20 protein-coding genes are annotated in these 22,726 nt (G+C 65.6%); 11 read left to right on the top strand and 9 right to left on the bottom strand.

Translation table 11 applies throughout. From position 1 onward, the window contains the following. Window positions 1-10 precede the first annotated feature (10 nt). Window positions 11-2,686: an excinuclease ABC subunit UvrA gene (locus AC24R4_RS26920; RefSeq protein WP_487523918.1), complete on the bottom strand. Its 2,676-nt coding sequence runs from the start codon at window positions 2,684-2,686 to the stop codon at window positions 11-13. Window positions 2,687-2,733: 47 nt separating this feature from the next. Beyond that, window positions 2,734-2,955, bottom strand: a complete 222-nt coding sequence (locus tag AC24R4_RS26915) for a hypothetical protein (RefSeq protein WP_487523917.1) — start codon at window positions 2,953-2,955, stop codon at window positions 2,734-2,736. Between the two features lie 245 nt (window positions 2,956-3,200). Here AC24R4_RS26915 and AC24R4_RS26910 point away from each other — a divergent pair, with 245 nt between their 5' ends. Both AC24R4_RS26910 and AC24R4_RS26905 read left to right on the top strand, forming a co-directional pair. After that, a complete protein-coding gene (locus tag AC24R4_RS26910) occupies window positions 3,201-4,070 on the top strand; it encodes a DUF72 domain-containing protein (protein WP_487523916.1) in 870 nt (289 codons plus the stop codon). Between the two features lie 288 nt (window positions 4,071-4,358). Beyond that, entirely contained in the window at window positions 4,359-5,276 is a 918-nt protein-coding gene (locus tag AC24R4_RS26905; protein ID WP_487523915.1) for a manganese catalase family protein, read from the top strand. Window positions 5,277-5,503: 227 nt separating this feature from the next. On the opposite strand, the gene AC24R4_RS26900 is transcribed toward AC24R4_RS26905, so the two are convergent. The 4 genes from AC24R4_RS26900 to AC24R4_RS26885 all read right to left on the bottom strand — a co-directional run bounded on the left by AC24R4_RS26900 (window position 5,504) and on the right by AC24R4_RS26885 (window position 8,538). Continuing rightward, window positions 5,504-6,052, bottom strand: coding sequence for a DUF4142 domain-containing protein (locus AC24R4_RS26900; protein WP_487523914.1), 549 nt, complete (start codon window positions 6,050-6,052; stop codon window positions 5,504-5,506). A gap of 100 nt (window positions 6,053-6,152) precedes the next feature. Further along, window positions 6,153-6,338, bottom strand: coding sequence for a hypothetical protein (locus AC24R4_RS26895; RefSeq protein WP_153948283.1), 186 nt, complete (start codon window positions 6,336-6,338; stop codon window positions 6,153-6,155). Window positions 6,339-6,396: 58 nt separating this feature from the next. Beyond that, window positions 6,397-6,861: a hemerythrin domain-containing protein gene (locus tag AC24R4_RS26890; protein ID WP_487523913.1), complete on the bottom strand. Its 465-nt coding sequence runs from the start codon at window positions 6,859-6,861 to the stop codon at window positions 6,397-6,399. A 360-nt stretch (window positions 6,862-7,221) separates the two neighbouring features. Beyond that, window positions 7,222-8,538: an Nramp family divalent metal transporter gene (locus AC24R4_RS26885; RefSeq protein ID WP_487523912.1), complete on the bottom strand. Its 1,317-nt coding sequence runs from the start codon at window positions 8,536-8,538 to the stop codon at window positions 7,222-7,224. A 398-nt stretch (window positions 8,539-8,936) separates the two neighbouring features. On the opposite strand from AC24R4_RS26885, the gene AC24R4_RS26880 reads away from it, so the two are divergent. The 4 genes from AC24R4_RS26880 (at window position 8,937) to AC24R4_RS26865 (ending at window position 12,071) form a co-directional block, all read left to right on the top strand. Beyond that, window positions 8,937-10,622 (top strand): RecQ family ATP-dependent DNA helicase, encoded by a 1,686-nt coding sequence (locus tag AC24R4_RS26880; protein WP_487523911.1) that lies wholly within the window; start codon window positions 8,937-8,939, stop codon window positions 10,620-10,622. Between the two features lie 188 nt (window positions 10,623-10,810). After that, on the top strand, window positions 10,811-11,245 hold the full coding sequence (locus AC24R4_RS26875; protein WP_487523910.1) for a BON domain-containing protein: 435 nt from the start codon (window positions 10,811-10,813) through the stop codon (window positions 11,243-11,245). 342 nt (window positions 11,246-11,587) lie between these two features. Then, window positions 11,588-11,788 carry a hypothetical protein gene (locus tag AC24R4_RS26870; RefSeq protein WP_487523909.1) on the top strand — a complete coding sequence of 67 codons (201 nt, stop codon included), beginning with the start codon at window positions 11,588-11,590 and terminating at the stop codon, window positions 11,786-11,788. Window position 11,789: 1 nt separating this feature from the next. Continuing rightward, on the top strand, window positions 11,790-12,071 hold the full coding sequence (locus AC24R4_RS26865) for a hypothetical protein (RefSeq protein ID WP_487523908.1): 282 nt from the start codon (window positions 11,790-11,792) through the stop codon (window positions 12,069-12,071). 44 nt (window positions 12,072-12,115) lie between these two features. On the opposite strand, the gene AC24R4_RS26860 is transcribed toward AC24R4_RS26865, so the two are convergent. Both AC24R4_RS26860 and AC24R4_RS26855 read right to left on the bottom strand, forming a co-directional pair. Continuing rightward, window positions 12,116-12,352 (bottom strand): hypothetical protein, encoded by a 237-nt coding sequence (locus tag AC24R4_RS26860; RefSeq protein ID WP_487523907.1) that lies wholly within the window; start codon window positions 12,350-12,352, stop codon window positions 12,116-12,118. Window positions 12,353-12,502: 150 nt separating this feature from the next. Then, the gene (locus AC24R4_RS26855) at window positions 12,503-13,672 is read right to left on the bottom strand and encodes a zinc-dependent alcohol dehydrogenase (protein WP_487523906.1); all 1,170 of its coding nucleotides are present in this window, start codon (window positions 13,670-13,672) and stop codon (window positions 12,503-12,505) included. Window positions 13,673-13,860: 188 nt separating this feature from the next. Between AC24R4_RS26855 and AC24R4_RS26850 the strand changes: the two genes are divergently transcribed. Further along, complete coding sequence (locus AC24R4_RS26850; protein WP_487523905.1) at window positions 13,861-14,220, top strand: hypothetical protein; 360 nt, start codon at window positions 13,861-13,863, stop codon at window positions 14,218-14,220. After that, entirely contained in the window at window positions 14,207-16,501 is a 2,295-nt protein-coding gene (locus AC24R4_RS26845; RefSeq protein WP_487523904.1) for an FdhF/YdeP family oxidoreductase, read from the top strand. The genes AC24R4_RS26850 and AC24R4_RS26845 overlap by 14 nt, the downstream gene beginning before the upstream one ends. A 286-nt stretch (window positions 16,502-16,787) precedes the next feature. Here AC24R4_RS26845 and AC24R4_RS26840 read toward each other — a convergent pair whose 3' ends face one another. Further along, on the bottom strand, window positions 16,788-16,997 hold the full coding sequence (locus AC24R4_RS26840) for a hypothetical protein (protein WP_487523903.1): 210 nt from the start codon (window positions 16,995-16,997) through the stop codon (window positions 16,788-16,790). Between the two features lie 61 nt (window positions 16,998-17,058). On the opposite strand from AC24R4_RS26840, the gene AC24R4_RS26835 reads away from it, so the two are divergent. From AC24R4_RS26835 to AC24R4_RS26825, 3 genes are all read left to right on the top strand, one after another. Continuing rightward, window positions 17,059-20,349, top strand: coding sequence for an autotransporter outer membrane beta-barrel domain-containing protein (locus AC24R4_RS26835; protein WP_487523902.1), 3,291 nt, complete (start codon window positions 17,059-17,061; stop codon window positions 20,347-20,349). A gap of 63 nt (window positions 20,350-20,412) precedes the next feature. Further along, window positions 20,413-21,108 carry an HD-GYP domain-containing protein gene (locus AC24R4_RS26830; protein ID WP_487523901.1) on the top strand — a complete coding sequence of 232 codons (696 nt, stop codon included), beginning with the start codon at window positions 20,413-20,415 and terminating at the stop codon, window positions 21,106-21,108. Between the two features lie 159 nt (window positions 21,109-21,267). Then, window positions 21,268-22,713 carry a DUF1254 domain-containing protein gene (locus AC24R4_RS26825; RefSeq protein ID WP_487523900.1) on the top strand — a complete coding sequence of 482 codons (1,446 nt, stop codon included), beginning with the start codon at window positions 21,268-21,270 and terminating at the stop codon, window positions 22,711-22,713. The last annotated feature ends 13 nt before the right edge of the window (window positions 22,714-22,726 follow it).

The following is a 22,726-nucleotide window of genomic DNA, read 5'->3' as shown; positions in this document are numbered from 1 at the left end:
CGCGAACGGCTTAGCCCAGTTCGTTCGAAAGGTAAGCCGCGGTCACGCTGGCGCGGGAGGTGGCGACGACCTCGGGACGGCCGCTTGCCACGATGCGTCCCCCTTCGTCGCCGGCGCCGGGGCCGATGTCGATGACCCAGTCGGCCTGCGCCACCACCCGCATGTCGTGTTCGACCACAACCACGGTGTTGCCAGCGTCCACCAGCGCCTGCAACTGTACGAGCAGACGGTCCACATCGGCGGGATGCAGGCCATTGGTGGGTTCGTCGAGCACGTACAGCGTGTCGCCGCGCTGTGCGCGCTGGAGTTCGGTGGCCAGCTTGATACGTTGCGCCTCGCCGCCCGACAGTTCCGTGGCCGGCTGTCCGAGTCGGAGGTAACCGAGCCCGATGTCGCGCAAAGCCGTTAGCGCGCGCATTGCGGGGGCTTCCTTGGCGAAGAATTCGCAGGCATCGTCGACGGTCAGGTCCAGCACTTCGGCGATGTTCCGCCCCTGCCAGGTGATTTCCAGCGTTTGTGGTCGGTAGCGCGTGCCGTGGCACGCCGAGCACGGCGCGTAGACGCTTGGCAGGAACAGCAGCTCCACGCTGACAAAGCCTTCGCCTTCGCAGGTCGGGCAGCGGCCCTGGGCCACATTGAACGAGAAGCGGCCGGCCTTGTAGCGCCGCTTGCGCGCGTCGGGCGTCGCGGCGAACAGCTTGCGCACGTGGTCGAACAGGCCGGTGTAAGTGGCCAGGTTCGAGCGAGGCGTGCGTCCGATCGGCTTCTGGTCCACGCGCACGAGCCGGCGCACCCCCTCCATGCCGCCAGCGATACGGCCCTCGGTCGGCGTGTCGGTGACGGCGAACAGCGGGTCGCGGTCTTCGTCGGCATCGCTGTCGTCGGTGCGTCCCAGATGCCGGTTCACGAGTTCGGGCAGCGCCTGACTGATCAGGCTGGACTTGCCGGAGCCCGAAACCCCGGTCACCGCCGTGAAGCGGCCAAGCGGGATTTCCGCATCCACGCGGCGCAGGTTGTTGCGCGAGACATGGGCGAGCTTGAGCCACCCGGCCGGTTCGCGCGGCGCACGATGCTGCCGCGCCGGTGCGTCGAACAGGTAGGCCGCGGTGCGCGACGCCGTGATCGCCGCCAGGCCGCCGGGCGGCCCGCTGTAGAGCACGTGCCCGCCATGCTCGCCGGCGGCTGGCCCGACATCGACGATCCAGTCCGCCTGGCGCATGGTCTGCGTATCGTGTTCGACGACAAACAGCGAGTTGCCGGCGGCCTTCAGGCGGCGCAATGCCACGAGCAGCGCCTCGCCATCGGCGGGATGCAGTCCGGCCGACGGTTCGTCGAGCACGTACACCACGCCGAACAGTTGCGACGAGATCTGCGTGGCCAGTCGCAACCGCTGCAGCTCGCCCGAGGACAGCGTGGGCGTGCTGCGGTCGAGCGACAGATAGCCCAGGCCCAGATCGATCAGCGTGGCCAACCGTTCCATCAGTTCCTCGGCGATGCGTTGCGAGGCCAGACGCTTCTCGTCGGACAGATTGGGCGTGCGCCGCACGTCGGGGGCGGCCTTGTGCGCCGAACCGCCCGCCGCCACGCGCCGCGCCGTATCCGCGCGCGCCGCCTTGCGGCTCAGTACCGCGGCGGCCCCCGCCGGGCCGGGCGATTCGCCTTGTGCGACCGGACGCATGATCTCGGCCACGCGGGCCAGGGGCAGGTGCGCGAATTCGCCAATGTCCAGGCCGGCGAACGTGACCGACAGCGCCGCCTTCTTCAGTCGCTTGCCGTGGCATGCCGGGCAATCGCGCCCGATCATGTATTGGGCCACGCGCTTCTTCATCAATGGGCTCTGCGTGGTGGCGAAGGTCTGCAGCACATAGCGCCGTGCGCCGGTGAACGTCCCCTGATAGCTCGGCTCCAGCTTGCGCTTGAGTGCCGCGCGCACCTCACGCGGCGTGAAGCCGGCATAGACCGGCACGGTGGGCTGGTCCTCCGTAAAGAGGATCCAGTCGCGGTCCTTGTTCGGCAGGTCGCGCCAGGGCGTATCGACGTCGTAGCCAAGCGTGACGAGGATGTCGCGCAGGTTCTGCCCATGCCAGGCCGGCGGCCAGGCGGCCACGGCGCGTTCGCGGATGGTCAGGGAATCGTCGGGCACCATCGACCGCTCGGTGACATCGTAGATGCGTCCGAGCCCGTGGCATGCCGGGCAGGCGCCCTCCACGGTGTTCGGCGAGAAGTCCTCGGCGTAGAGCATCGGCTGGCGCGCCGGATAGGTGCCGGCGCGCGAGTACAGCATCCGTACCAGACTCGACAGCGTGGTCACGCTGCCCACGGTAGATCGTGCGTTCGGCGCGCCGCGCTGCTGCTGCAACGCCACGGCGGGCGGCAGGCCTTCGATGCTGTCGACTTCGGGCACGCCCACCTGGTCGATCAGCCGCCTTGCATACGGCGCGACGGATTCGAAATAGCGCCGCTGCGCCTCGGCGTAGAGCGTGCCGAACGCAAGCGATGATTTGCCGGAACCGGACACCCCGGTGAACACCACCAGCGCATTGCGCGGGATATCGACATCCACGTTCTTGAGGTTGTGCTCGCGCGCGCCGCGCACGCGGACGAAATTGTCCCCGGCGAGTGACGCGGGCGCCGTCGCCGGGGCATCGGTGTCCGAAAGCCGAACGGGCCGGATATCGTCGGTCATGCGCACCTTCGCTTGCAAAATTTCCGCTCGAACCCCGGTACGTCCGGCTACTTGCGCCGCCGCTGAGTGGTGCGCTTGCGCGCGGGCTTGGGCGGCGTCAGCGCGGCAAGCCACGCATCCGTTGCCGCCTTCGTGACGGCCGCGGCGGCCGTGGCCGTCTGGCGCCTGCCCTCGGACAGCGCGCGTCCGCGCGCCGCGCCGATCACGCCGTTGGCGCCGCTGAGCCACATGCTGAGCAACGGGTTCTTCTTGAGCCAGGGGTTTTTCATCGCAGGGTCCTTTGAACGATGTCCAGCAGCGATCCAAAAGGGTAGCAGGAAGCATGCCACGCACGGACCATCCCGTTGCTGGCGCGTGGCCGTTGCGGTACTGTCCAATACGGCCTTGGCGGCATGCGCCGTCGGGGACATGATCCGGGAATGAAGATTGCGAACGGACGAGAGATCCAGGTGGACACGACCGCTCACATGATCGCTTTCCAGGGTAGTTCGAATTCGAGTCAATCGCGCACGCCATGACAGTCCGCATCGGCATATCGGGTTGGCGCTATGCGGGGTGGCGGGGCGTGTTCTACCCGCCCAAGCTTCCCCAGCGCCGTGAGCTGGAGTATGCGTCGCGCCAGGTGGACACCATCGAAATCAACGGCTCCCACTATTCGCTACAGTCGATAGAGAGCTGGCAGGCCTGGCACGATGCGGTGCCCGACGATTTTGTGTTCGCGGTAAAGGGTCCGCGATATTTGACGCACCTGCTGCGTTTCCGCGACGAGAAGGCCGTGCCGGCGATGGCCAACTTCTATGCGTCCGGGGTGCTTGCGCTGCGTCGCAAGCTGGGACCCTTCCTTTGGCAGTTTCCGCCCAACTTCCGCTTCGATGCCGAGCGGTTCGACAGATTCTTGTCGCTCTTGCCAAAATCTTCGCGCGAAGCGCGGGCGCTGGCGGCCCAGCACGATACCCGTGTCAGGTCGCCGTGGTATGGCACCAAGGGAAACAGCCGCCTTCGGCACGCGGTGGAGGTGCGACACGACAGCTTCTGCACCGCGGAGTTTCCCGCGCTGCTCCGCGAGCATCGGGTGGCATTGGTGGTGTCGCACGCCATTGCTGACTGGCCCTACGCGGAAGACGTGACCAGCGATTTCATCTACATGCGCCTGCACGGCGCCGACGCGCTCTACAGCGGCGCCTATCCGGAAGCATCGCTGGACCGCTGGGCGGCCCGCATCTACGCCTGGGCCCATGGCCGGGAGCCTGCCGACGCGGTCCGCATCGCCCCACAGCCACCGCGACGGGCTACCCGGCGCGACGTGTACTGCTATTTCGATAACGACAAGAAGGTGAACGCGCCTTTCGACGCCAAGCGGCTGCGCGAGCGCGTCATCCCCTGATCTACAACGTCTCCACACGCGACTTGCAATTCGCGCGCCGTCCGGGATGGCGCAGGCGGTGCTACGTCCCGCGCCGTTGCGGGGTCCGGCGGATGTCGCGCAGGTACGTTCCATGCGGAACGCCTCACGACGGCTCCCGGCGGAGCCGTTCCTATCGTCTCCTCTCCTTTGGCCCGCGTGCGCGCGGGCCTTTTCTTGCCGGGCGCCTCGGTCGTGAAGGTGGCACAACCGTTGCGAACGGCGGTAGGCGCGTTTGCCATCATTGGTGATCTACCGGGAGGATTCGTCATGTTTATCCACAACAAGCGATTGCAGTACACCGTGCGCGTTTCACGTCCCGATCCGGGCGTGGCGAATCTGCTGCTGGAGCAATTTGGCGGTCCGCAGGGCGAGCTGGCGGCTGCGTGCCGGTACTTTACCCAGGCGCTGGCGGAGGAAGACCCCGGCCGCAAGGACATGCTGTTCGACATCGCGACAGAGGAACTCAGCCATCTGGAGATCATCGGCTCGCTGATCGCCATGCTGAACCGGGGCGCGAAGGGAGAACTGGCGGAAGGCGTGCAACAGGAGGCGGAACTCTATCGCTCTCTGCAAGGTGCGGGCAACGACAGCCACGTGACGCAGATCCTGTATGGCGGTGGTCCCGCCCTGGTGAACTCGGCCGGCGTGCCGTGGACCGCGGCGTATATCGACACAATCGGTGAGCCGACCGCCGATCTGCGGTCGAACATCGCGGCCGAGGCGCGGGCGAAGCTGATCTACGAGCGGCTGATCAATGTCACCGATGACCCGAGCGTGCAGGAAGCCCTGGGGTTTCTGATGACTCGGGAGGTGTCGCACCAGAAGTCGTTCGAGAAGGCGTTGTACTCGATTACGCCAAGCTTCCCGCCGGGAAAGATGCCTGCCGATCCCAAGTTTGCCAGCGTGTATTTCAAGATGTCGCAAGGCGGCGAGGTGGTTCGCGGACCCTGGAACGCGGATAGCACGTTCTCCTTTGTGGAGACGCCTACGCCCGCCGTCGATGGCGGAGATGGCTCGGCCAGCGTGGCCCTCCCGGCAGACCAGCAATCGACGCTGGAAGCATTCGCGATGCGAGGCCAGTCGGATGTCAATAGTGATCCTGTCACCGGCGCGGATCTGGGCAAGGCGGACGGCGATGTGGATGGCGTCGGAGACGCCGCAGCCGACGACGCGCCGGCACGCTAGGAAGCCATCATGTCCCTCGCACATTCCGCCGCTTTCCATTGGCGCCGGCACCCCGTCCGGATGCTGACGGGTATCGCGATCACCTTGGCCGGGATGATTGCCGCTGCGGGCCTGGTGTAGCTGGCGCGATCGCTGGCAAGCCACCCCTGTCGCCGCTGCGCGGTGACAGGGGCGACAGGGGCATTTGCGCTACGCCGGGCGAGTGTGCCGTTGCGGTGCTATGGCGGTCAGTCGTCGCCGACCTTCTTCTTCAGATCGCGCGCCATCTGCAGATGGCCTTCGAGGTCGGGCAGATGCTTGGCGGCAAACGCCTTGACGTCGGCGTCCTTCGCGGTGTTCGATGCCTCGCGGAATGTCTTCACTGCGCTTTCGTGCGCGGCGACGCCGATGCGGCTTGCGTACATCTTGTCGAATTTGGTACCGCTGAGCGCGCTCAAGGCCTTGATCTCGCCCTTCTGCGCGGCGGAGGGTTCCTTTGGTGTCTTGACGCCTTTCTTGGCAGCCAAGGCATCCAGTTCATCCCCCACCTTGCCATGGTCCTGGATCATCCTGTCGGCGAACGATTTGACATCCGCGTTCTGGCTTTTTTGCTGCGCGAGCTTGCTTGCCTCGATTTCGGCGTGGCCCGAGTGCGCGGCGTCTTCGATGAATTTGCTGTCGCTGTGAGCCGGTCGCGATGCGCCGGGCGAGACGCCCGCCGTGGTGCCTTTCGTGTTGTCCGGCGTGACATTGCCGGTGGTGCCCGAGGCCGGCGACAGGCTGGAGCCTTGCGCCACGGCCGCCGACGACCAGACGAGTACGCTGGCAATGGCGACCAGCGGACGCCAGAAGTGACTTTGCATAAGAGCCTCCGTTTCAGTGTCCTCGGCCCCGGATTTACTTCGGACCGTGGCGTTGTTTGGCGCCGCCGCCCGCACCGTGCGTCTTGCCCGCCTTCACGTGGCTTGCGGCATGGTGGCCGCTAGCGGGTTTCTTGCTCGGTGTCGTCGCGGCTTTGCCCGACTTGTCTTCTGCCCGGGCGTCCTGCTCCGAGCGGTTGGACGGTGATGCAGTCTTGGTCATGATCGATGACTCCTGTTGCGGTACGGATCGCTCCGAAGCGCGGGCGACGGGTGGGGAATCAAGCCGGTTGGCCGGTGAGTTCGGCCTTGCGCGCTTCGAGCTGTTGCGCCACTTCCTTGAGATCGACCTTGGCGCGGATCACGGCCTGGAAGAGTTCATTCTCTTCTTCCTCGACGTGGTGGCCCACGTACTCCGACAATACGGTGTAGTGCGCCTCCAGCATCTCGCTGTTGCCCGCCTGGATCTTGGCGATCAGGTCCTTCGCCACAGCGTGCTCGACCTTGGCCTCGTCGAGCATGTCGTCGATCTTGTCGCTGGCGCCGCGCAGGGCAGGGTAGAAGATCTCTTCCTCGATCTGCGCATGGACGGTCAATTGCTGGCAGGTCTCGGCCGCGATCGACTGCTTCTCGGCGTCGTCCTTGGCATCCTGAAAGGCCTTGAAGAGTTTCTTGACGCTGCGGTGATCGTCCACCAGCAGGGAGAGTGCGGCGCGCTGTTCGACGGGTAGTTTGGATTTGTCCATGATGTCTCGTGCTGTGGGGTGGTTTGATGGTGAGACGGCGAAACCGAGGGCCGTCCCGCAAGGCCCCTGCAAGACGTATTCCAGCTCTGCAACGTGACGCCAGGGGGCGCATGGTTGCCGCCATACGGTGACGGGCCGCCTGGGATTTGTCGGCTGCGCCGCCATAAACGCCACGAATTGAAAGAATGCCAGTCGGCCCGAGTCCCGGACATGTCGCGTAAGACGGCGGAGCCGTCCGATGGTGCGGTGCAAAAAATCAGACAGTCACCGACAGGGAACGCAACGCCGGCACGCTAATGTGCCGCCATGCAGTCGTGAAGCTTGGGCCCGATCCATCTCCAGTGGCGGGCTTCTTTTTTGTCAACCCGAAACGGCTGTCACGCAGAGAACGAGCACCGTCAGCCACATCACGCCCGTGGCGCACCACGCCAGGCGATGTACCCACGGCGACGGCGCGAATGGCCCCACGATCCGCGAGTCGCGGGACATCAATTGCAGCATGACCATCGCGGGCGCGGCGGCGATTCCGTTGAGGACGGCGCTCCATACCAGCAGCCTGGCCGGCTCGATCGGCGCGAAGCAGAGCGCTGCGCCGACGATCATCGAGACCGCGATGACCGCATAGAAGTGCCTGGCCGACAGCGGCTTTTCTTCGAGGCTGCGTCGCCAGCGCATTGCCTCGGCCGCCGCGTAGCCGACCGACCCGGCCAGCACCGGCACGGCAAGCAGGCCCGTGCCAATGATGCCGAGTGCGAACAGCAGTACGCCCCACTTTCCGGCAACGGGCTCCAGCGCCTTGGCGGCGTCGACCGACGACGCGATGTCGAGCACACCGTGCGCGTGCAGGGCGTAAGAGGCGGTCAGCATGATGCAGAGCGCAATCACCGCCGACACGACCATGCCGGTCATCGTGTCGATGTTGATGCGGCGAAGTTCCTGCCTGGCCTGCTCCGGCGCCTCGCGTAAAGGATGGGCCGTGCGGTCCGCTTCGAGTTCCTCGACCTCCGATGCCGCCTGCCAGACAAAGAGGTACGGGCTGATGGTGGTGCCGAAGACCGCGACCAGCACCAGCAGATAGCCGTTTGATAAGTGGACGTGCGGCAGGACGAGGGAAACCAGGGCGTCGCGCCAGTTCACCTTGAGCAGGAACATGGCGACAACGTAGACCAGCAGCGACAGGCTCAGCCAGCGCAGATAACCGGCATAGCGTCGATAAGGCACAAAGAGCTGGAGCAGGAGGGAGACACCGGAAAACGCCAGCGTGTAGATCCAGCGATGTCCGCCTGCGACAAGCGCCAGCGCGTCGCCCATCGCAGCCAGATCGGCGCCGATGTTCAACGTGTTGGCCAGGACCAGCAGCACCACGAACGCGTAGGCCAGCTTTTGTGACTTGTGCCGGCGGACGTTCGCAACGATGCCGCTGCCAGAGATCCGGCCCAGCCGTGCACAGACCAGCTGGATCGCAATCATCAGCGGCAATGAAAACAGCAGGCTCCACAGCAACCCGTTACCGAACTGGGCGCCGGCTTGCGCATAGGTGACGATGCCGCTGGGATCGTCATCGGCCGCCCCGGTTACGAGACCCGGCCCCATCAGTTTGTACCATGGGTCGCCCTCCTGGCCTTTCGGATCGCTGGCGGCTGGATCACGGACGTCCTCGGGCGTGTGCGCTTGCATGGGTATCTCCCTGTACGGTCTGCCCCCGGTGCCAGGATCGGAACGACATGCACGCAAGGCGGGGACTGTTCCCGACCAAGGGATACGTGGTTGCGTGGCATGCCGATGTCGGACGGACGCTGAAGCCGATGCCGGACTGCGGCGACTCTTGATTTGCTGAGGGACTGCCCGATGACGCATGGGCAGGCATCGACATCCCGGACGCGCCAGTCGTGCGTGGAACGCAAGTTGCGTGGGGTGCGGGATCGGACGCGTACAGCGGTCTGAACGAAGCCAATGCCTGCGGCATGGTACCCACGCGTCGCGCCCCGCTTCAGGAGGTTGTGCGGAGACTTCATGGATATCGCTACCGAATCGCCCGGGCCGTGCGCGGCGGCAAGTTCCGCCCCCGACCAGAGATGTCCCCGACGCTCCCGCCCGCTTTGATGCGGGTGCTCCGGCGCCGTTTTGGTGTCACGCACTTGCGCCCTGGCCAGGCGGAGGTGCTGGCCAGCGTGCTGAAGGGGCGGGACACCATCGCCGTCATGCCGACCGGCAGCGGCAAGTCACTGTGCTTTCAGCTTCCGGCGCTGATGCGCGACGGCCTGACCGTGGTGGTGTCGCCACTGATTGCGTTGATGCAGGACCAGGCCACGAAGCTGGGTGCGCTCGATCTTGCGCCCGCCGTGCTCAATAGCGCGGTAGGCGATGCGGCACTCGACGATCTGGCCCAGCGCCACGAGCGCATCCTGCTGACGACGCCCGAACAACTGGAGAACGCCGAAGTCCTGGATGCCCTGCGCCGCAATCGGATCGCCCTGTTCGTCGTGGACGAAGCGCACTGCATTTCCCAGTGGGGCTATGACTTCCGGCCCGCCTACCTGGGGTTGCGTGACGCCGCCGCCGCGTTGTCCCGGCCCCCGCTGCTGGCGTTGACCGCCACGGCCACGGAAGCGGTCATTGACGACATCGTCCGGGAACTCGGCATGCGGGACCCCCGCGTCGTGCGCGCACCGCTGTTCCGGCCGAACCTGGCCTACGCGGTGGAGCATGTGTCCGGGGACGCGGCCCGGCTTGACGCCGTAAGGCGCCTCGTGTCCGCGCAACCGGGCGCGGGTATCGTCTATACGGCGACGGTCGCCGTGGCCGAACGGTTGCATAGCGCCTTGCAGCAGACCGGCAGTCGCGTGGCGCTCTATCACGGGCGCCTCGCGGCGGCGCAAAGGCGCGATGCGCAGGACGCCTTCATGTCCGGCGAGGCGGATGTGATGGTGGCCACCAACGCGTTCGGCATGGGCATCGACAAGCCCGACGTGCGGTTCATCGTGCACGCCCAGTCGCCGGGCAGCCTCGATGCCTACTATCAGGAATCCGGCAGGGCAGGGCGCGATGGCAATCTTGCGCGCTGCACGCTGGTATTCGATGAACAGGACAAGCGGATTCACCAGTTCTTCCTGGCGGGCCGATATCCGTCCGCAGCGGATCTGCGCCGGATGGCGACGAGGGTCCGCGAGACGCCAATGGACATGTTGTCGCTGCGTGCGGCACTGGACGATATCGGCATACGGCGCCTGCAGGTGGGCATGCGCATGCTGCGCGAATTTGGCATTGTGCAGCGCGACGGCCGCGGCCGGTTTTCGTTGCGCGATCGCGATGAAGCGGGTGTCGACAAGATCGCCGATTGCTACGCGGCGCGCAGTCGGGAGGACCACGCAACGCTTCAGGCCATGCTCGATTACGCGCGGAGCGGAAGCTGCCGGTGGGCGACGTTGCTGGCGTACTACGGCGAGACGGATGGGCCGGAACGCTGCGGCATTTGCGATAGCTGCCAGCGCCTGGCCGAGGTGGCGTCGCATCCGGCCAGCCACACCGCGCGTGCGCCGGCAGCGTTGCCGGCGCTGCCATTCGCGAAGGGAGACGCCGTGCGGGCGCGCCGGTTCGGGGATGGCGTCGTCGTCGACATATCGGAGGAATGGGTCGACGTCCGGTTTCCGGACGACAGCGTGCGGCGCTTCCTGCCGCAATTCTTGCGGCGCCCACGCAGGCGTGCAGCACCGAATGCCAGCAGCATGCCCATGCAGGGCGTCCCGGAACCGCGCGAATAGCAGCCGATGCGGTCGGCAGGCAAGGCCGGTGGGCGGTCGAGCCATGGGTGAATTTCAGGACACTTCGGTAGCCGCACGGTACGCTGCATCGACGTTGCTGCCCCAGTCACGGTTCTTGCGTCGCTCCGAGGTTTCGGTGCCATTCCAGCCGCGCCGAAGGAATCTGCCACAGGAAGGAGATTGTCGCCATGAACGAGTACCTACAGCCTACGAGGGCAGCCCCCAAGGGCTATACGCGCCCTGACGAGAGCATTCGGGAGGATCTTTGCCGGCGGCTGGCATACAGCGAGTCCGTCGATGTGCGCGATGTCGAGGTCGGCGTCGATTGCGGCGTCGTGGAACTGAGCGGATCGGTCCAGGACCGGCGCCAGAAGCGGTGGATCGAGGAACTTGCTGCGCAAGTGCCTGGCGTGCGCGATGTGTTGAACCGTATACGGATCGCGGAACAGCCTGCCAGCGCAAGCGCGGACGGGCATGTCAGCGGCATCAGCCATTCCAGCCCCGCCACCGGCTCTGCCGCAAGCAGTTATGGCGGCGGCGTCGAGCGGGGCGATTCGAACGAATTTCCGAAGGGGCGTGATCCGTATGGCGGCACGACCAACCCCATGAAGTCCGTGACATGAACCGTAGTGGTGACGCGTCAGGGAGCCGCGCGAATCTACAACGTCTCCCGTCGCGAGTTGCAAGGTTCGTCGCGCCCGCACCGCGCATGCCGCACGCCGGACCTGTGTCGGCGCCGCACCGATAGGGGTTGGAGCCGGGTACATTCCATGCGAGATGGACTCCGACGGCGCCCCGGTGCCGTCCTTATCGTCTCCTCTCCTTTCGCCCGCGTTCGCGCGGGCTTTTTGTTGCCGGCCCGGTCCGACTGTCCGGAATGCTTGCCTTCCCTAACGCGCAGGCGCCGTGCCGATGGCGTAATTTTCAAAAGGAAAAGAGCGAATTGCCATCGTTCCGGACAGATCATGAAAAACTTCAAAAGCGCCTTGCTTATCCACCGCTACATCGGCGAACTGGAAGGCCAGATTTCGGCGCAGGAGCGCCGTATCCGGGCGAGCCAGCAGGCCGGCTTGCCGGATGTGGACGCCGAGCGCCAACTGGCAGCGCTGCGCGGCTCCCTGGCGGCGCTGCGTTTCCGCGCGCTCAGTATTCCCGGAGGGCGCTGAAATGTTTGCCGATCGCCCGCGGTTTCTCAGTGATGTGGTGCTGGACGTGACGCTGTATCGAGGGGCGCGCCGCGCGCTGCTGGTGCGCTCGGGCCTCGAACTGGAAAATCTGCCGACCCATGTCCTGAAGTGGCTCGGCGAGATTCAATCGACGGAAAAAGCGGAATTTACCGAAACCACCTCGATGATCGGCATTTCGGCGCCAGCGGTCATGTACGACCTGCTCATCCACGGCTTCTACCTGATGGAGCAGGCCGCCATCGACCCTGCGCCCAAGCCGTAGGCCCAACGCGGGGCCTGCCGGGATGAGGCGATCGGGGGACCGGATCAGCCACTCACGTGGGGCTTGTCGGACTGGTCGCGATTGCCTTGCTCGTCTCGCGGCGACACTTGCTCGTTCATGATCTCGTTGGGCGTCGGCTGCTTGCCGCCTTGCGACGCGCCGGGCCCCTTCGTCTGGGGATTGCGCCTCGGAATGGCATCGGCATCCGTCGATGGCTTCTGCCGTTCGGCGTTTGTGGGCTTGCGCGCCGGGTGGCGGCTGCTGGTTTCTTCGTGCTTCATGGCGGGTCTCCAGGAAAACGTTGGGCGGTCGAGCAGGCTGACCGCGCTGACCGCGCGTCATCCTGCCCGGTCGCGTGGCAACCGGGGTGGCTGGGTGGCGGGCCGCCCAGCCGGGTGTTGCAAGACGCATTCCATCGCCGCGGTGGCGCGCTACATGGTCATGACGACCTTGACGCACCCGTCCTGCTTGTCGCGGAACGTCTTGTACATGTCGGGGCCGCTTTCCAGTGCCACGCGGTGCGTGATGATGAACGAGGGGTCGATCTGGCCGTCGAGGATGCGCTGCAGCAGGTCGTCGGTCCAGCGATTCACATGGGTCTGTCCCGTGCGGATCGTGAGCCCCTTGTTCATCAGGGCGCCCATGGGGATTTTGTCGACCAGGCCGCCATAAACGCCAGGAATTGAAAGAATGCCCGCCGGCCGGCACACGTAGATCATTTCGCGCAGCACATGCGGCCGATCGGATTCCAGCATGACCGCCTGCTTGATGCGGTCGTAGACGGAATCGAGCGACGCCGTGGCGTGCGCTTCCAGGCCGACCGCGTCGATGCACTTGTCCGGCCCCTTGCCGTTGGTCAGTTCATTCAGCGCCTCCACGACATTGACCGCATCGAAATTCAGCGGCGAGGCGCCCAGCTGCTGGGCCATGGCCAGACGCTCCACCACGTTGTCGATGGCGAGAATCCGTTGCGCGCCCATGATCTTTGCGCTCAGAATCGCGAACTGGCCCACGGGGCCCGCGCCCCATACGGCAACGACGTCGTCTGGCTGGATGTCGCAGGCGGCAGCCGCCTGCCAGCCGGTGGGCAGGATATCGCCGAGAAACAGCACCGATTCGTCGCTGATGCCCTGGGGTATCTTGACCGGCGCAACGTCGGCATACGGCACGCGTACGAATTCGGCCTGGCCGCCCGCGTAGCCGCCCGTCAGATGGCTGTAGCCAAACAGGCCGGCCGTGGCGTGTCCGAACACCTTGTCGGCAGTGGCCTTGTTGCGGTTGGTCCGTTCGCAGACCGAGAAATTGCCCCGGCGGCACTGATCGCATTCGCCGCAAATAATGGTGAAGGGAACGACCACGCGGTCTCCCACTGTCAAACGCCGGTTCTCCGCGCCGACCTCGACGACCTCGCCCATGAACTCGTGGCCCATGATGTCGCCCTTTTCCATGCCGGGCACGAAGCCGTCGAACAGGTGAAGGTCCGAGCCGCAGATGGCGCAACTGCTGACCTTGATGATGGCGTCGCGCGGATGCTCGATGCTCGGGTCGGGGACGGTGTCACAGCGGATGTCGTGTTTTCCATGCCAGCAAAGGGCTTTCATGTTTGGCTCCAGGCGGTGGGGGTCGGCAGGGCCGGCCGTCATGACCGGCCCCGGATGCGGTCGCCGCACGCATCGAATGTGCCCGGCGGGTCCGGCGGCCCACCGGCACGCGGGATGCAAATGGAGATCCGCCGGGCACGCAATTTGCGCGCTACCGGGGGATCATTTGCCGACTGACGGAGATGTCCATGCCAACCATCGTTGCCGGATTTGCCGAGAGCGCCACGGCCGGGGCTGCGTCTCAGGCGCTTGTCGAGACGTACCCGGGGCTCAACGTGGCCTTGCGGCTGGCTGCCGAGAATGAAAGGGAGGCGGGTGGCGAAGGCCTTCTGGCCGACCTTCGGAGCCTGATGGTCGAAATCGTAGGGGTGCAGAGCGCCGACGGCGCCGAGCACCCGGATGGATACGCGGCACGCCTGATCGTGTCCGATGTGCCGGTCACGCAACTGGATGCCGTGAAGGCGCTGCTGTCGGGGCACAGCGCCGTCTTTATCGGCGAATTCGCCGATGGGGATGCACGCGAAGGAGTGCCCCATGAAACACGGTAAGACAGATGCCAATCCGACCGGGTCCGCCGGCGGGTGGGGATCGCTCAAGGCCGTGGCGAAGATTCTCGTGCACGAGCATGTGCCGGTCCGTGCGAGCCAGGCGCTGGCGCACCAGAACAAACCGGACGGCTTCATGTGCGTCAGCTGTTCCTGGGCGAAGCCGAGGGACCCCCACACCTTCGAGTTCTGCGAGAACGGTGCCAAAGCGACGGCCTGGGATTTGACGGCCCGCAGCATCGCCGCCGATTTTTTCCAGCGGCACACCGTTGCGGAACTGGAGCAATGGCATGACCACGATCTGGAGGATGCTGGCCGCGTGGCCGTGCCGCTGCGCTGGGACGCCAGCACCGACAAATACGTCCAGGTAACGTGGGCGCAGGCCTTCGATGAAATCGGGCGGGAACTCCGCGCGATGGACCCGAAGTCCGTGGTGTTCTATACCTCCGGGCGGGCATCGCTGGAGACGGCGTACATGTACCAGCTGTTTGCGCGCATGTATGGCACCAACAATATGCCGGACAGTTCGAACATGTGCCATGAAAGCACGTCGGTCGGGCTGACGGCGTCCATCGGGGTGGGCGTGGGCACCATCACGCTGGATGACTTCGAAAAAACCGACCTGATGTTCTTCTTCGGGCAGAACGTGGGAACGAACAGCCCCCGCATGCTCCACCCGTTGCAGGACGCACGCAAGCGCGGTGTGCCGATCATCACCTTCAATCCGATTCGCGAACCGGGCCTGGTGAGCTTCGTCAACCCGCAATCGCCGGCCGAGATGCTGACGCCGGGTGCCACGCAGATCAGCACGCAGTACCACCAGGTGAAGGCCGGCGGCGATGCGGCCGCCATCATGGGCATCTGCAAGGCACTGCTGGAGGCCGATGCCGACGCTATCCTGCAGGGCGGCACCGGCCTGCTGGACCGCGATTTCATTGCGCAGCACACCGTGGGATTTGACGCGTTCAGTGACTGCGTGCAAGCGACGGCGTGGGAAGACATCACGCGCGTGAGCGGATTGAACCGCGCAGCCCTGACGGAGGCGGCAGCGGCGTATGGCAATGCCAAGGCTGTCATCGCGCATTTCGGGATGGGGCTGACGCAGCATCGGCATGGCGTACAGAACGTGCGAATGGTCGCCAACCTGCTGATGCTGCGCGGGAACCTGGGCAAGCCGGGGGCCGGTGCATCGCCGATCCGGGGGCACTCGAACGTGCAGGGCCAGCGCACCGTAGGCATTACCGAGAAGCCTGAGCTGGCGCCGCTCGACCAACTTGCGGCGCAGTTCGGCTTCGAGCCGCCGCGCGAAAAGGGGCTGGATACCGTTGGCGCGTGTCGGGGCATCATCGATGGCAGCGTGCAGGCCGTGGTGCAGCTGGGCGGCAATCTGGTGCGCTCGGTGCCCGACCGCTACGTGATCGAGCCCGCCTGGCGCAAGCTTCGGCTCACGGTGGGCATCACCACGAAGCTGAACCGGAGCCACCTCGTTCATGGCGCGATTTCCTATGTGCTGCCATGTCTGAGCCGCATCGAGATCGACCAGCGCGCGCAAGGCGCCCAGGCGGTATCGATGGAAGACAGCACGGGGTGTTTCCACGGTTCCCGAGGGGTGGCCGAACCGGCCAGCCCGGACCTGCTGTCCGAGCAGCAGATCGTCGCGGGCATCGCCCGGTCGGTGCTTGGTGCGGGCGGTCGTGTCGACTGGAACGCCTGGGCCAATGATTACGCGCTGGTGCGTGACGCCATCGAGCAGACCTATCCCGACATTTTCCGCGGGCTCAATGAACGCATGTGGGAGCCCGGCGGCTTTCACCGGCCGATGCCCGTGGCCCAGCGGCAATGGAAGACAAAAAGCGGCAAGGCCGAGTTCTTTACGCCCGCGTCCCTGATCGAAGATCCGGACGCGCCCGAGACCGGCGCAGACACGCTGCGGCTGTTCACGCTGCGCAGCGACAACCAGTTCAATACCACGATCTATTCGCTCGATGACCGGTTCCGGGGGATCAAGGGCACGCGAATGGTGGTACTGATGAACGACGACGACATCGCGCGCCTTGGGCTCTCGGCGGGGCAGCGTGTCAGCCTGGAAGCCGTGACGACGGACGGCGTGGCCCGGCGGGTGGACGGCTTCGAAGTGGTGCCTTTCGATATCCCGGCCGGATGCGTGGCGGGCTATTTTCCCGAGTGCAATCCACTCCTGCCGCTTTGGCACCATGCCGAGGAAAGCCACGTTCCCGCTGCCAAGTCCATTCCCGTCCGGGTGCGCCCTGTGACGGCCGCCTGACAGCGCCATCCCGCCATCCCGCCTGAATCCCGTCCTTGGGCGCACGCCCGCCGCGCGCGCCGATTCTGACAATGCAGAAAACGTCAGAAACGGTAATAGCGGTTAAAGGTTCCTCTTAATACGTTTTTTGAAATATTTCATATAGGTTGCCGGGACGCGGATTGTATTCTGAACCCATCGCGATTCCGGCCAGCCGTGCTGGTTCCCTGCATGGGGAAGCATGCCCGTTCAGGCGCGTGATGCCGCCGGCCAGTATCGGGCGCAGCATGCGTGCCCGGCTCGCCATTCACTGCAATCGTTCCAGCGAAAGGTTTGCAAGCATGGTCAGATGCCGGTCCTGCGCCCGATACCCATTCCTCATCGTCGCCATGTGCATGGCGCCCGGTGTTGTCAGATCCGCGCTGGCCGCCACGTACGGCCCGGGGACGATCACCACGCCAATCATTGTCAGCACCGCCGACGGGACGGTCGCCGGGTCGACGACGATAGCGGTCACGGGCAACGGTGTCAGAGTCAATAGCGGCCGGACGGCTACGCTGGACCCGACTTTCGGGACGTTGCCGGGCCCGATCGTCCTCAATACCACCGGCTATGGCCTGTATGTGTATGGCGGAACCGGTGTTATCCGCCCTGGGACGGGCGGGGTATCGATCACGACCAGCGGAACCGGCACCAGTGCCACGGGCATCCTCGTCCAGACCGCTGGCGCAGCCGGCGGCACCTTGAATGCAGACGGTGTGTCGATCACGACGGACGGGAGCGGCGCGAACGGCCTTTGGGTGTACGGTACCGGCGCCAATGCCACGGTAAGCAATGCACGCATCGCGACGGGCGGGGCCAGCGGCGCGTCGACGCTGGCATTCGGCATGATGGTGAACGGCGGCGCCAGCGGATCGATATCGAACTCGACCGTCTCGACGACCGGCCCGGGCGGGTTTGGCGTCTACGTGGCGGGCGCCGGCAGCAGGGCATCCGTCACCAACGTCGATATCACGACGGCGGGCAGCACATTCCTATCGGGCACCGAGAACGGTGCCTACGGCGTCGTGGCGTCCGGCGGTGCGGCTGTCACGGTCAATGGCGGCAGTATCGCCACATCGGGCGCGTTTGCGGGCATCACGGGCGCCTACGGCGTCTTCGTCAAGGATGCAGGATCGAGCGGCATCGTCTCGGGCACGACGATCACGACCACAGGCCAGATCGGCGGCGCCATCAACGCGCGGCTTGGCGGGACCGTGCAGGCCGATCACGTGACACTCAGCACCTCGGGCGAGGTCGCCGCCGGAAACATCGGTTCCTATGGCTTCAACATGCAGGAAGGGTCCAGCGGCACGCTCACTGCCAGCTCGATCAAGACCTATGGCACGACCGGTGTCGGCCTGCGGGCCTCGGAGTCGTCGTCGATCAACGCAAGCGCCACAACCGTGGAAACGTTCGGTACAAACGGCACCGGGGCGTCGGCATCCATCGGCGGCAATATCACGGTGAACGACACACGGTTTCAGACGCACGGCACGAGCGCCGCCGGGTTGCTGGCCTCCGGCACCAACGCGGCGGGCAACAGCCCATCGCGTGTGACCGCGACGGGTGGCAGCATTGCGACCAGCGGTGCCTGGGCGCACGGGGCCGTGGCCCGGGGCGGCGGTGCGATATCGCTCGACACCGTTCCGGTCACGACATCGAACCAGCACGGTATTGGCCTGGCTGCGACCGGCGTGAACAGCCAGTTGCAGGCGAATGGCGGCAGCGTGACCACCACAGGGCTGGACGGCCACGGGGCCTATGCGGAGCAGAGCGGCCTGCTGACCCTCAATGGGACGACGATCACCACCAGCGGCGATGGCGCCTATGGTCTCGTGGTGGATACCGCCGCCACCGCCATCGTCCAGCCTGCCGCCTCAGGCGGCAATGCTTCGCTTGCCACCTCGGGCGCCAATGCCGACGTCGTGCGTGTCGGTAGCGGGGGAACCTTCACCGCGACGGGGGCCACGCTTCATGCGTCGGGGACTGGGGCCAATGGACTGACAATGATTGGCGGCACCGGATCGGTCGGCCTTGGCACGATCCTGACCGGCGCAAGGGACGGCGCGGCCGATGCCAATGGCGGTGAATCCGTGCTGCTGCTGGCGCCCGCGTCGGTGATCGCGCCATCGCTGCTGCCGAAGGCCACCACGCCGCTGTCCGTGGAAACGGCCAACCTGACGGATACCGTGCTGAAGTCCGATCAGGGGGCCGCCATCGCTGTCATCGGACCGGACGCCACCGTCAACCTGACGCGCTCCACGGTCTCCGGCGCCACGGCGCTGCTGACTGTCTCGGCCGGTGCGGCCGGCCCCGGCGTGGCCGTCGTCAACGCGGACGCTTCCACCTTGACTGGCGCCGCGCTCACCGATGCCGCCAGCACATCGACACTCAATCTGGCAAATGCCAGCACCTGGCATGTCACGGCGAACTCCACGCTGACGAACCTTGCCAACAATGCCAGCCTGATTGCGTTCACGCCGCCGGCAACGGGAGGATTCAAGACGCTGACCGCACAGCACTACAGCGGCACGGGTGGCGTCATCGCCCTGAACACGGTGCTGGGCGCGGATGGCTCCGCATCGGACAAGCTGGTGATCCATGGCGGCACGGCCACCGGCACGACCGGCCTGCGGGTCGCAAACGCCGGCGGCGCCGGGGCGCTGACCGTCGCCAACGGTATCCAGGTCGTGGACGCCATCCAGGGCGGCACCACTGCCGCGGATGCCTTTGCGCTCGATGGCCGCGCCGTCGCTGGCGCCTACGAGTATCGGCTGTTTCGTGGCAGTGTGGATGGATCCAACGCCGATGCGTGGTATCTGCGGTCGGAGGGGGGCGCGCCAGCGCCAGGGCCAGCGCCACATCCCTTCTATCGTCCGGAGATCGCCGCGTACCTCGCCAACCAGCGGCTGGTGGGCGAGATGTTCGTGCATAGCCTGCACGACCGACAGGGAGAGCCGCAGTACGTCGAGGGCCAGGGCTTCAACCCCGAGCAGGACAAGCCGCGCGCCGGCTGGCTGCGGGCGGTGGGCAACTGGCAGGGCAGCAAGAGCGCCAACGGCATCTTCACCGCGCGCACCAATTCCTTCCTGTTGCATGGCGGCGCCGAACTTGCCCAGTGGAAGGTATTCAGTGACGGGGCGGATCGTGGTCACCTGGGTCTGATGGGCGCCTACGGCTACGCCAATACCAACGCGTCGGCGCAAGGGAACCCATTCTCCGCAAAGGGCACGGTCGAAGGGTGGAGCGTCGGCGGGTATGGCACCTGGTACCAGAACGACGAGCACAAGCTCGGGGCCTACGTGGACACGTGGTTCCAGTACGGCTGGTTCACCAACCATGTCGACGGGCAATACCTGCCATCGGTCCGTTACAACGCCCAGGGCTGGGCCGCGTCGGGCGAGACCGGCTATGTGCTGCCGCTTCGCAATGACTGGGTGATCGAGCCGCAGGGGCAACTGATCTATGTGGGCTACAACGACTCGGACGTCACCGAGCCGAACGGCACCAGTGTCCGGGGCGCCAACGCCCACGGCTGGATCACGCGCCTCGGTGCGCGCTTCCACCGGACCTTCGTGCGTCCGGAGGATCGCAAGATCCAGCCGTATCTGACGCTCAACTGGTGGCACACCAGCGTATCGAGCAGCATATCGTTCAACGACCTGCCGCTGGGCAGCATGTATCCGAGCAACCGTTACGAGGTGAAGCTTGGCGTGAATGCCGATCTGGGCAAACGCTGGGCGGCATGGAGCAATGTGTCGGGCGCGTGGGGGCCGCAGAGCTTCTACCAGTATGCCCTCAGGGTCGGTGTGAAGTACGCGTGGTAGCCGTCGCCGGGGCCCGATCACGCGTGTCGGGTGCAGGGATATTGAATGATCCGGGGGATCTCAATGACGACTGCAAATGAAATGCTGATCAGGCATGCGCTGTCCTATGCGCGGCGGATTGGGCGTCCGATCGGTCCCTTCCATCGCGACACCCGCCTGCATCTGGACGACGTGGAGATCGCGCGCCATGGCTACAGGACTTCCCAGGTTGTCCGCGTCATGCTGAAGGTATTGCGGACGTGGAACCTGGACGGGTATGTCATCACCGCCGAACAAGCCAGCTTGTTCGTGGTGGGCGCCCGGCATCACGACATCGGGAAGATCGGGGTGCCGCCGGAAGTCCTGCATAAGCCCGGGAAATTGAGCCAGGCCGAATTCGGTGCCATGAAGCGCCACACGACGATGGGCAGCGATATCGCCGAGGCGACGCGGCGCGATTGCGCCACGCTGGCCGCGCAACTGCAATCCGTGGAGGAAGTCGCGCACTACCATCACGAGCGTTGGGACGGTTCGGGGTATCCCGCCGGCCTTCGCGGGCGGGACATCCCGCTCTCGGCCCGCATCGTGGCGCTCGCCGATTCCTACGATGCGATGGTGAGCGCGCGGGTCTATAAGCCGGGCATGCCTCACGAACGGGCCATGGCGGCCATTTGCGCCGGGGCGGGCAGTCTGTATGACCCGGCTCTGGTCGACGTGTTTGCCGCCGCACTGGCAACGCCGCCGTTTCGGCCGGACCCGTTGGCCGCCGGCCGGCGATGATTGCCCTGGCACCTGTCCATTTCTCTTAAATCTCTCCATCAAAACATTCAATATCGGCCCGTCATGGGGCAGCCGCGCCTTGCGATATGCTCGTCCGGCGATTGCCATGCCTGCCATGATCCACATGGCGGGGCATGCCAACTTCCACGGAGAATCCGCATGACACGTTCCAGGATGATGCTGTTCACGCTACTGGTGGCGGCATCGACCAGCAGCTTTGCCCAAGGCGCCACCGGGTATGTATTCGAGCGCGGCTATCCGACTGCGCAGACCACACAGGCCGCACGCAACGATGCGGATTTCCAGCGCGCCATGACGGCGTATCGGTTCTGGTATCCGACGGTCTCGGTGGAAGGCATCTTCAACGGCAACCGCGAACTCGGGATCAAGGATGGAGAGTCGTGGGGCATGGCGGCGGCCGGACCGCGGCAGGTCGGCTTCACGCTGAATTCCGACACGCCCTATGCATCGGCCGTGATCGACCTGAGTCAGGGGCCGGTCGTCATCGAGCTTCCGCCCGGCCCGTATATCGGCCTGGTAAACGATCACAACCAGGGTTGGGTGCAGGACGTGGGCATTCCGGGGCCGGATGCCGGCAAGGGCGGCAAGCACCTGGTGGTGCCGGCCGGCTACAAGGGAAAGATCCCCAAGGGTTACCACGTTGGCACGTCGCCGTCCGTAAAGAACCTGTTCGCGGTGCGCGCGCTGCCGGTCGGCGGCGACCTGCCCCGTGCGCTCAATGCCCTGCGGGCGATCCGGATCTACCCGCTGTCGTCGGCGGCCAGTCCGGTGCCGCTGAAGCTGGTCGATACGACCGAGCAGCGCATGGACAGCTCGTCGCTGCGCTGGGAAGGCAATCTCCAGTTCTGGCAGGTGTTGCAGAAGATCATCGACGAGGAACGGATCGTGCCGCAATTCCTGCCCATGTACGGCTTGCTGGCCGAACTGGGTATCGAGAAAGGCAAACCATTCCAACCCGATGCGCGCATGAAGGACATCCTGGAGCGCGCGGCCAGGGCCGGGCGCGACCAGATGCTGGTGTCGGCCTTCGACAGCGCCCGCCCCGACCGGGTGAACTGGCCTGACCGGAAGTGGGAATGGGTCGGCCTGACGCCCGGCAGCGCGCAGTTCGAGACGCCGGCAGGCATGGATCTGGAATCGCGCGATCGCTGGTTTGCCCAGGCCATCGTCACATCGCCCGCCATGTTCCGGCGCAGCGCCGGCGCCGGTTCGCTGTACTGGATGGCCGTGCGCGACGGCAGCGGGGCATTCCTCGATGGCGGCAAGCAATACAAGGTGACCTTGCCCCAGCCGGTGCCCGGCAAGCTGTTCTGGTCGGTCACCATCTACGATGCCGAAACCCGCTCGCAGGTGCAGACCGACCAGGACAAGGCAGCCCTGCGCTCCTTGTTCGAACTCAAGGATGTGCCGACCGACGCCCCGCTGGACCTCTATGTGGGCCCGACCGCGCCGGCCGGCAAGGAAGGCCGCTGGATCAAGACCACGCCGGGCAAGGGATGGTTTGCCTACATCCGCATCTACGGCCCGGAGGCGGCGGCATTCGACAAGAGCTGGAAGCCGGGCGACTTCGAGCCGGTGAAGTGAGACGGTCGCTGCC

Source organism: Cupriavidus sp. CER-90 (assembly GCF_057652055.1).
Note: the sequence above shows the minus strand (reverse complement) of the source record. Positions and strands in the feature narration are given on the sequence as shown.

Coding starts and splice junctions, on each gene's coding strand:
- AC24R4_RS26885 (WP_487523912.1), bottom strand. CDS start 8,538: ATGCAAGCGCACACGCCCGAGGACGTCCGTGATCCAGCCGCCAGCGAT.
- AC24R4_RS26855 (WP_487523906.1), bottom strand. CDS start 13,672: ATGAAAGCCCTTTGCTGGCATGGAAAACACGACATCCGCTGTGACACC.
- AC24R4_RS26895 (WP_153948283.1), bottom strand. CDS start 6,338: ATGACCAAGACTGCATCACCGTCCAACCGCTCGGAGCAGGACGCCCGG.
- AC24R4_RS26905 (WP_487523915.1), top strand. CDS start 4,359: ATGTTTATCCACAACAAGCGATTGCAGTACACCGTGCGCGTTTCACGT.
- AC24R4_RS26865 (WP_487523908.1), top strand. CDS start 11,790: ATGTTTGCCGATCGCCCGCGGTTTCTCAGTGATGTGGTGCTGGACGTG.
- AC24R4_RS26920 (WP_487523918.1), bottom strand. CDS start 2,686: ATGACCGACGATATCCGGCCCGTTCGGCTTTCGGACACCGATGCCCCG.
- AC24R4_RS26850 (WP_487523905.1), top strand. CDS start 13,861: ATGCCAACCATCGTTGCCGGATTTGCCGAGAGCGCCACGGCCGGGGCT.
- AC24R4_RS26890 (WP_487523913.1), bottom strand. CDS start 6,861: ATGGACAAATCCAAACTACCCGTCGAACAGCGCGCCGCACTCTCCCTG.
- AC24R4_RS26870 (WP_487523909.1), top strand. CDS start 11,588: ATGAAAAACTTCAAAAGCGCCTTGCTTATCCACCGCTACATCGGCGAA.
- AC24R4_RS26825 (WP_487523900.1), top strand. CDS start 21,268: ATGACACGTTCCAGGATGATGCTGTTCACGCTACTGGTGGCGGCATCG.
- AC24R4_RS26910 (WP_487523916.1), top strand. CDS start 3,201: ATGACAGTCCGCATCGGCATATCGGGTTGGCGCTATGCGGGGTGGCGG.
- AC24R4_RS26860 (WP_487523907.1), bottom strand. CDS start 12,352: ATGAAGCACGAAGAAACCAGCAGCCGCCACCCGGCGCGCAAGCCCACA.
- AC24R4_RS26915 (WP_487523917.1), bottom strand. CDS start 2,955: ATGAAAAACCCCTGGCTCAAGAAGAACCCGTTGCTCAGCATGTGGCTC.
- AC24R4_RS26845 (WP_487523904.1), top strand. CDS start 14,207: ATGAAACACGGTAAGACAGATGCCAATCCGACCGGGTCCGCCGGCGGG.
- AC24R4_RS26880 (WP_487523911.1), top strand. CDS start 8,937: ATGTCCCCGACGCTCCCGCCCGCTTTGATGCGGGTGCTCCGGCGCCGT.
- AC24R4_RS26830 (WP_487523901.1), top strand. CDS start 20,413: ATGACGACTGCAAATGAAATGCTGATCAGGCATGCGCTGTCCTATGCG.
- AC24R4_RS26875 (WP_487523910.1), top strand. CDS start 10,811: ATGAACGAGTACCTACAGCCTACGAGGGCAGCCCCCAAGGGCTATACG.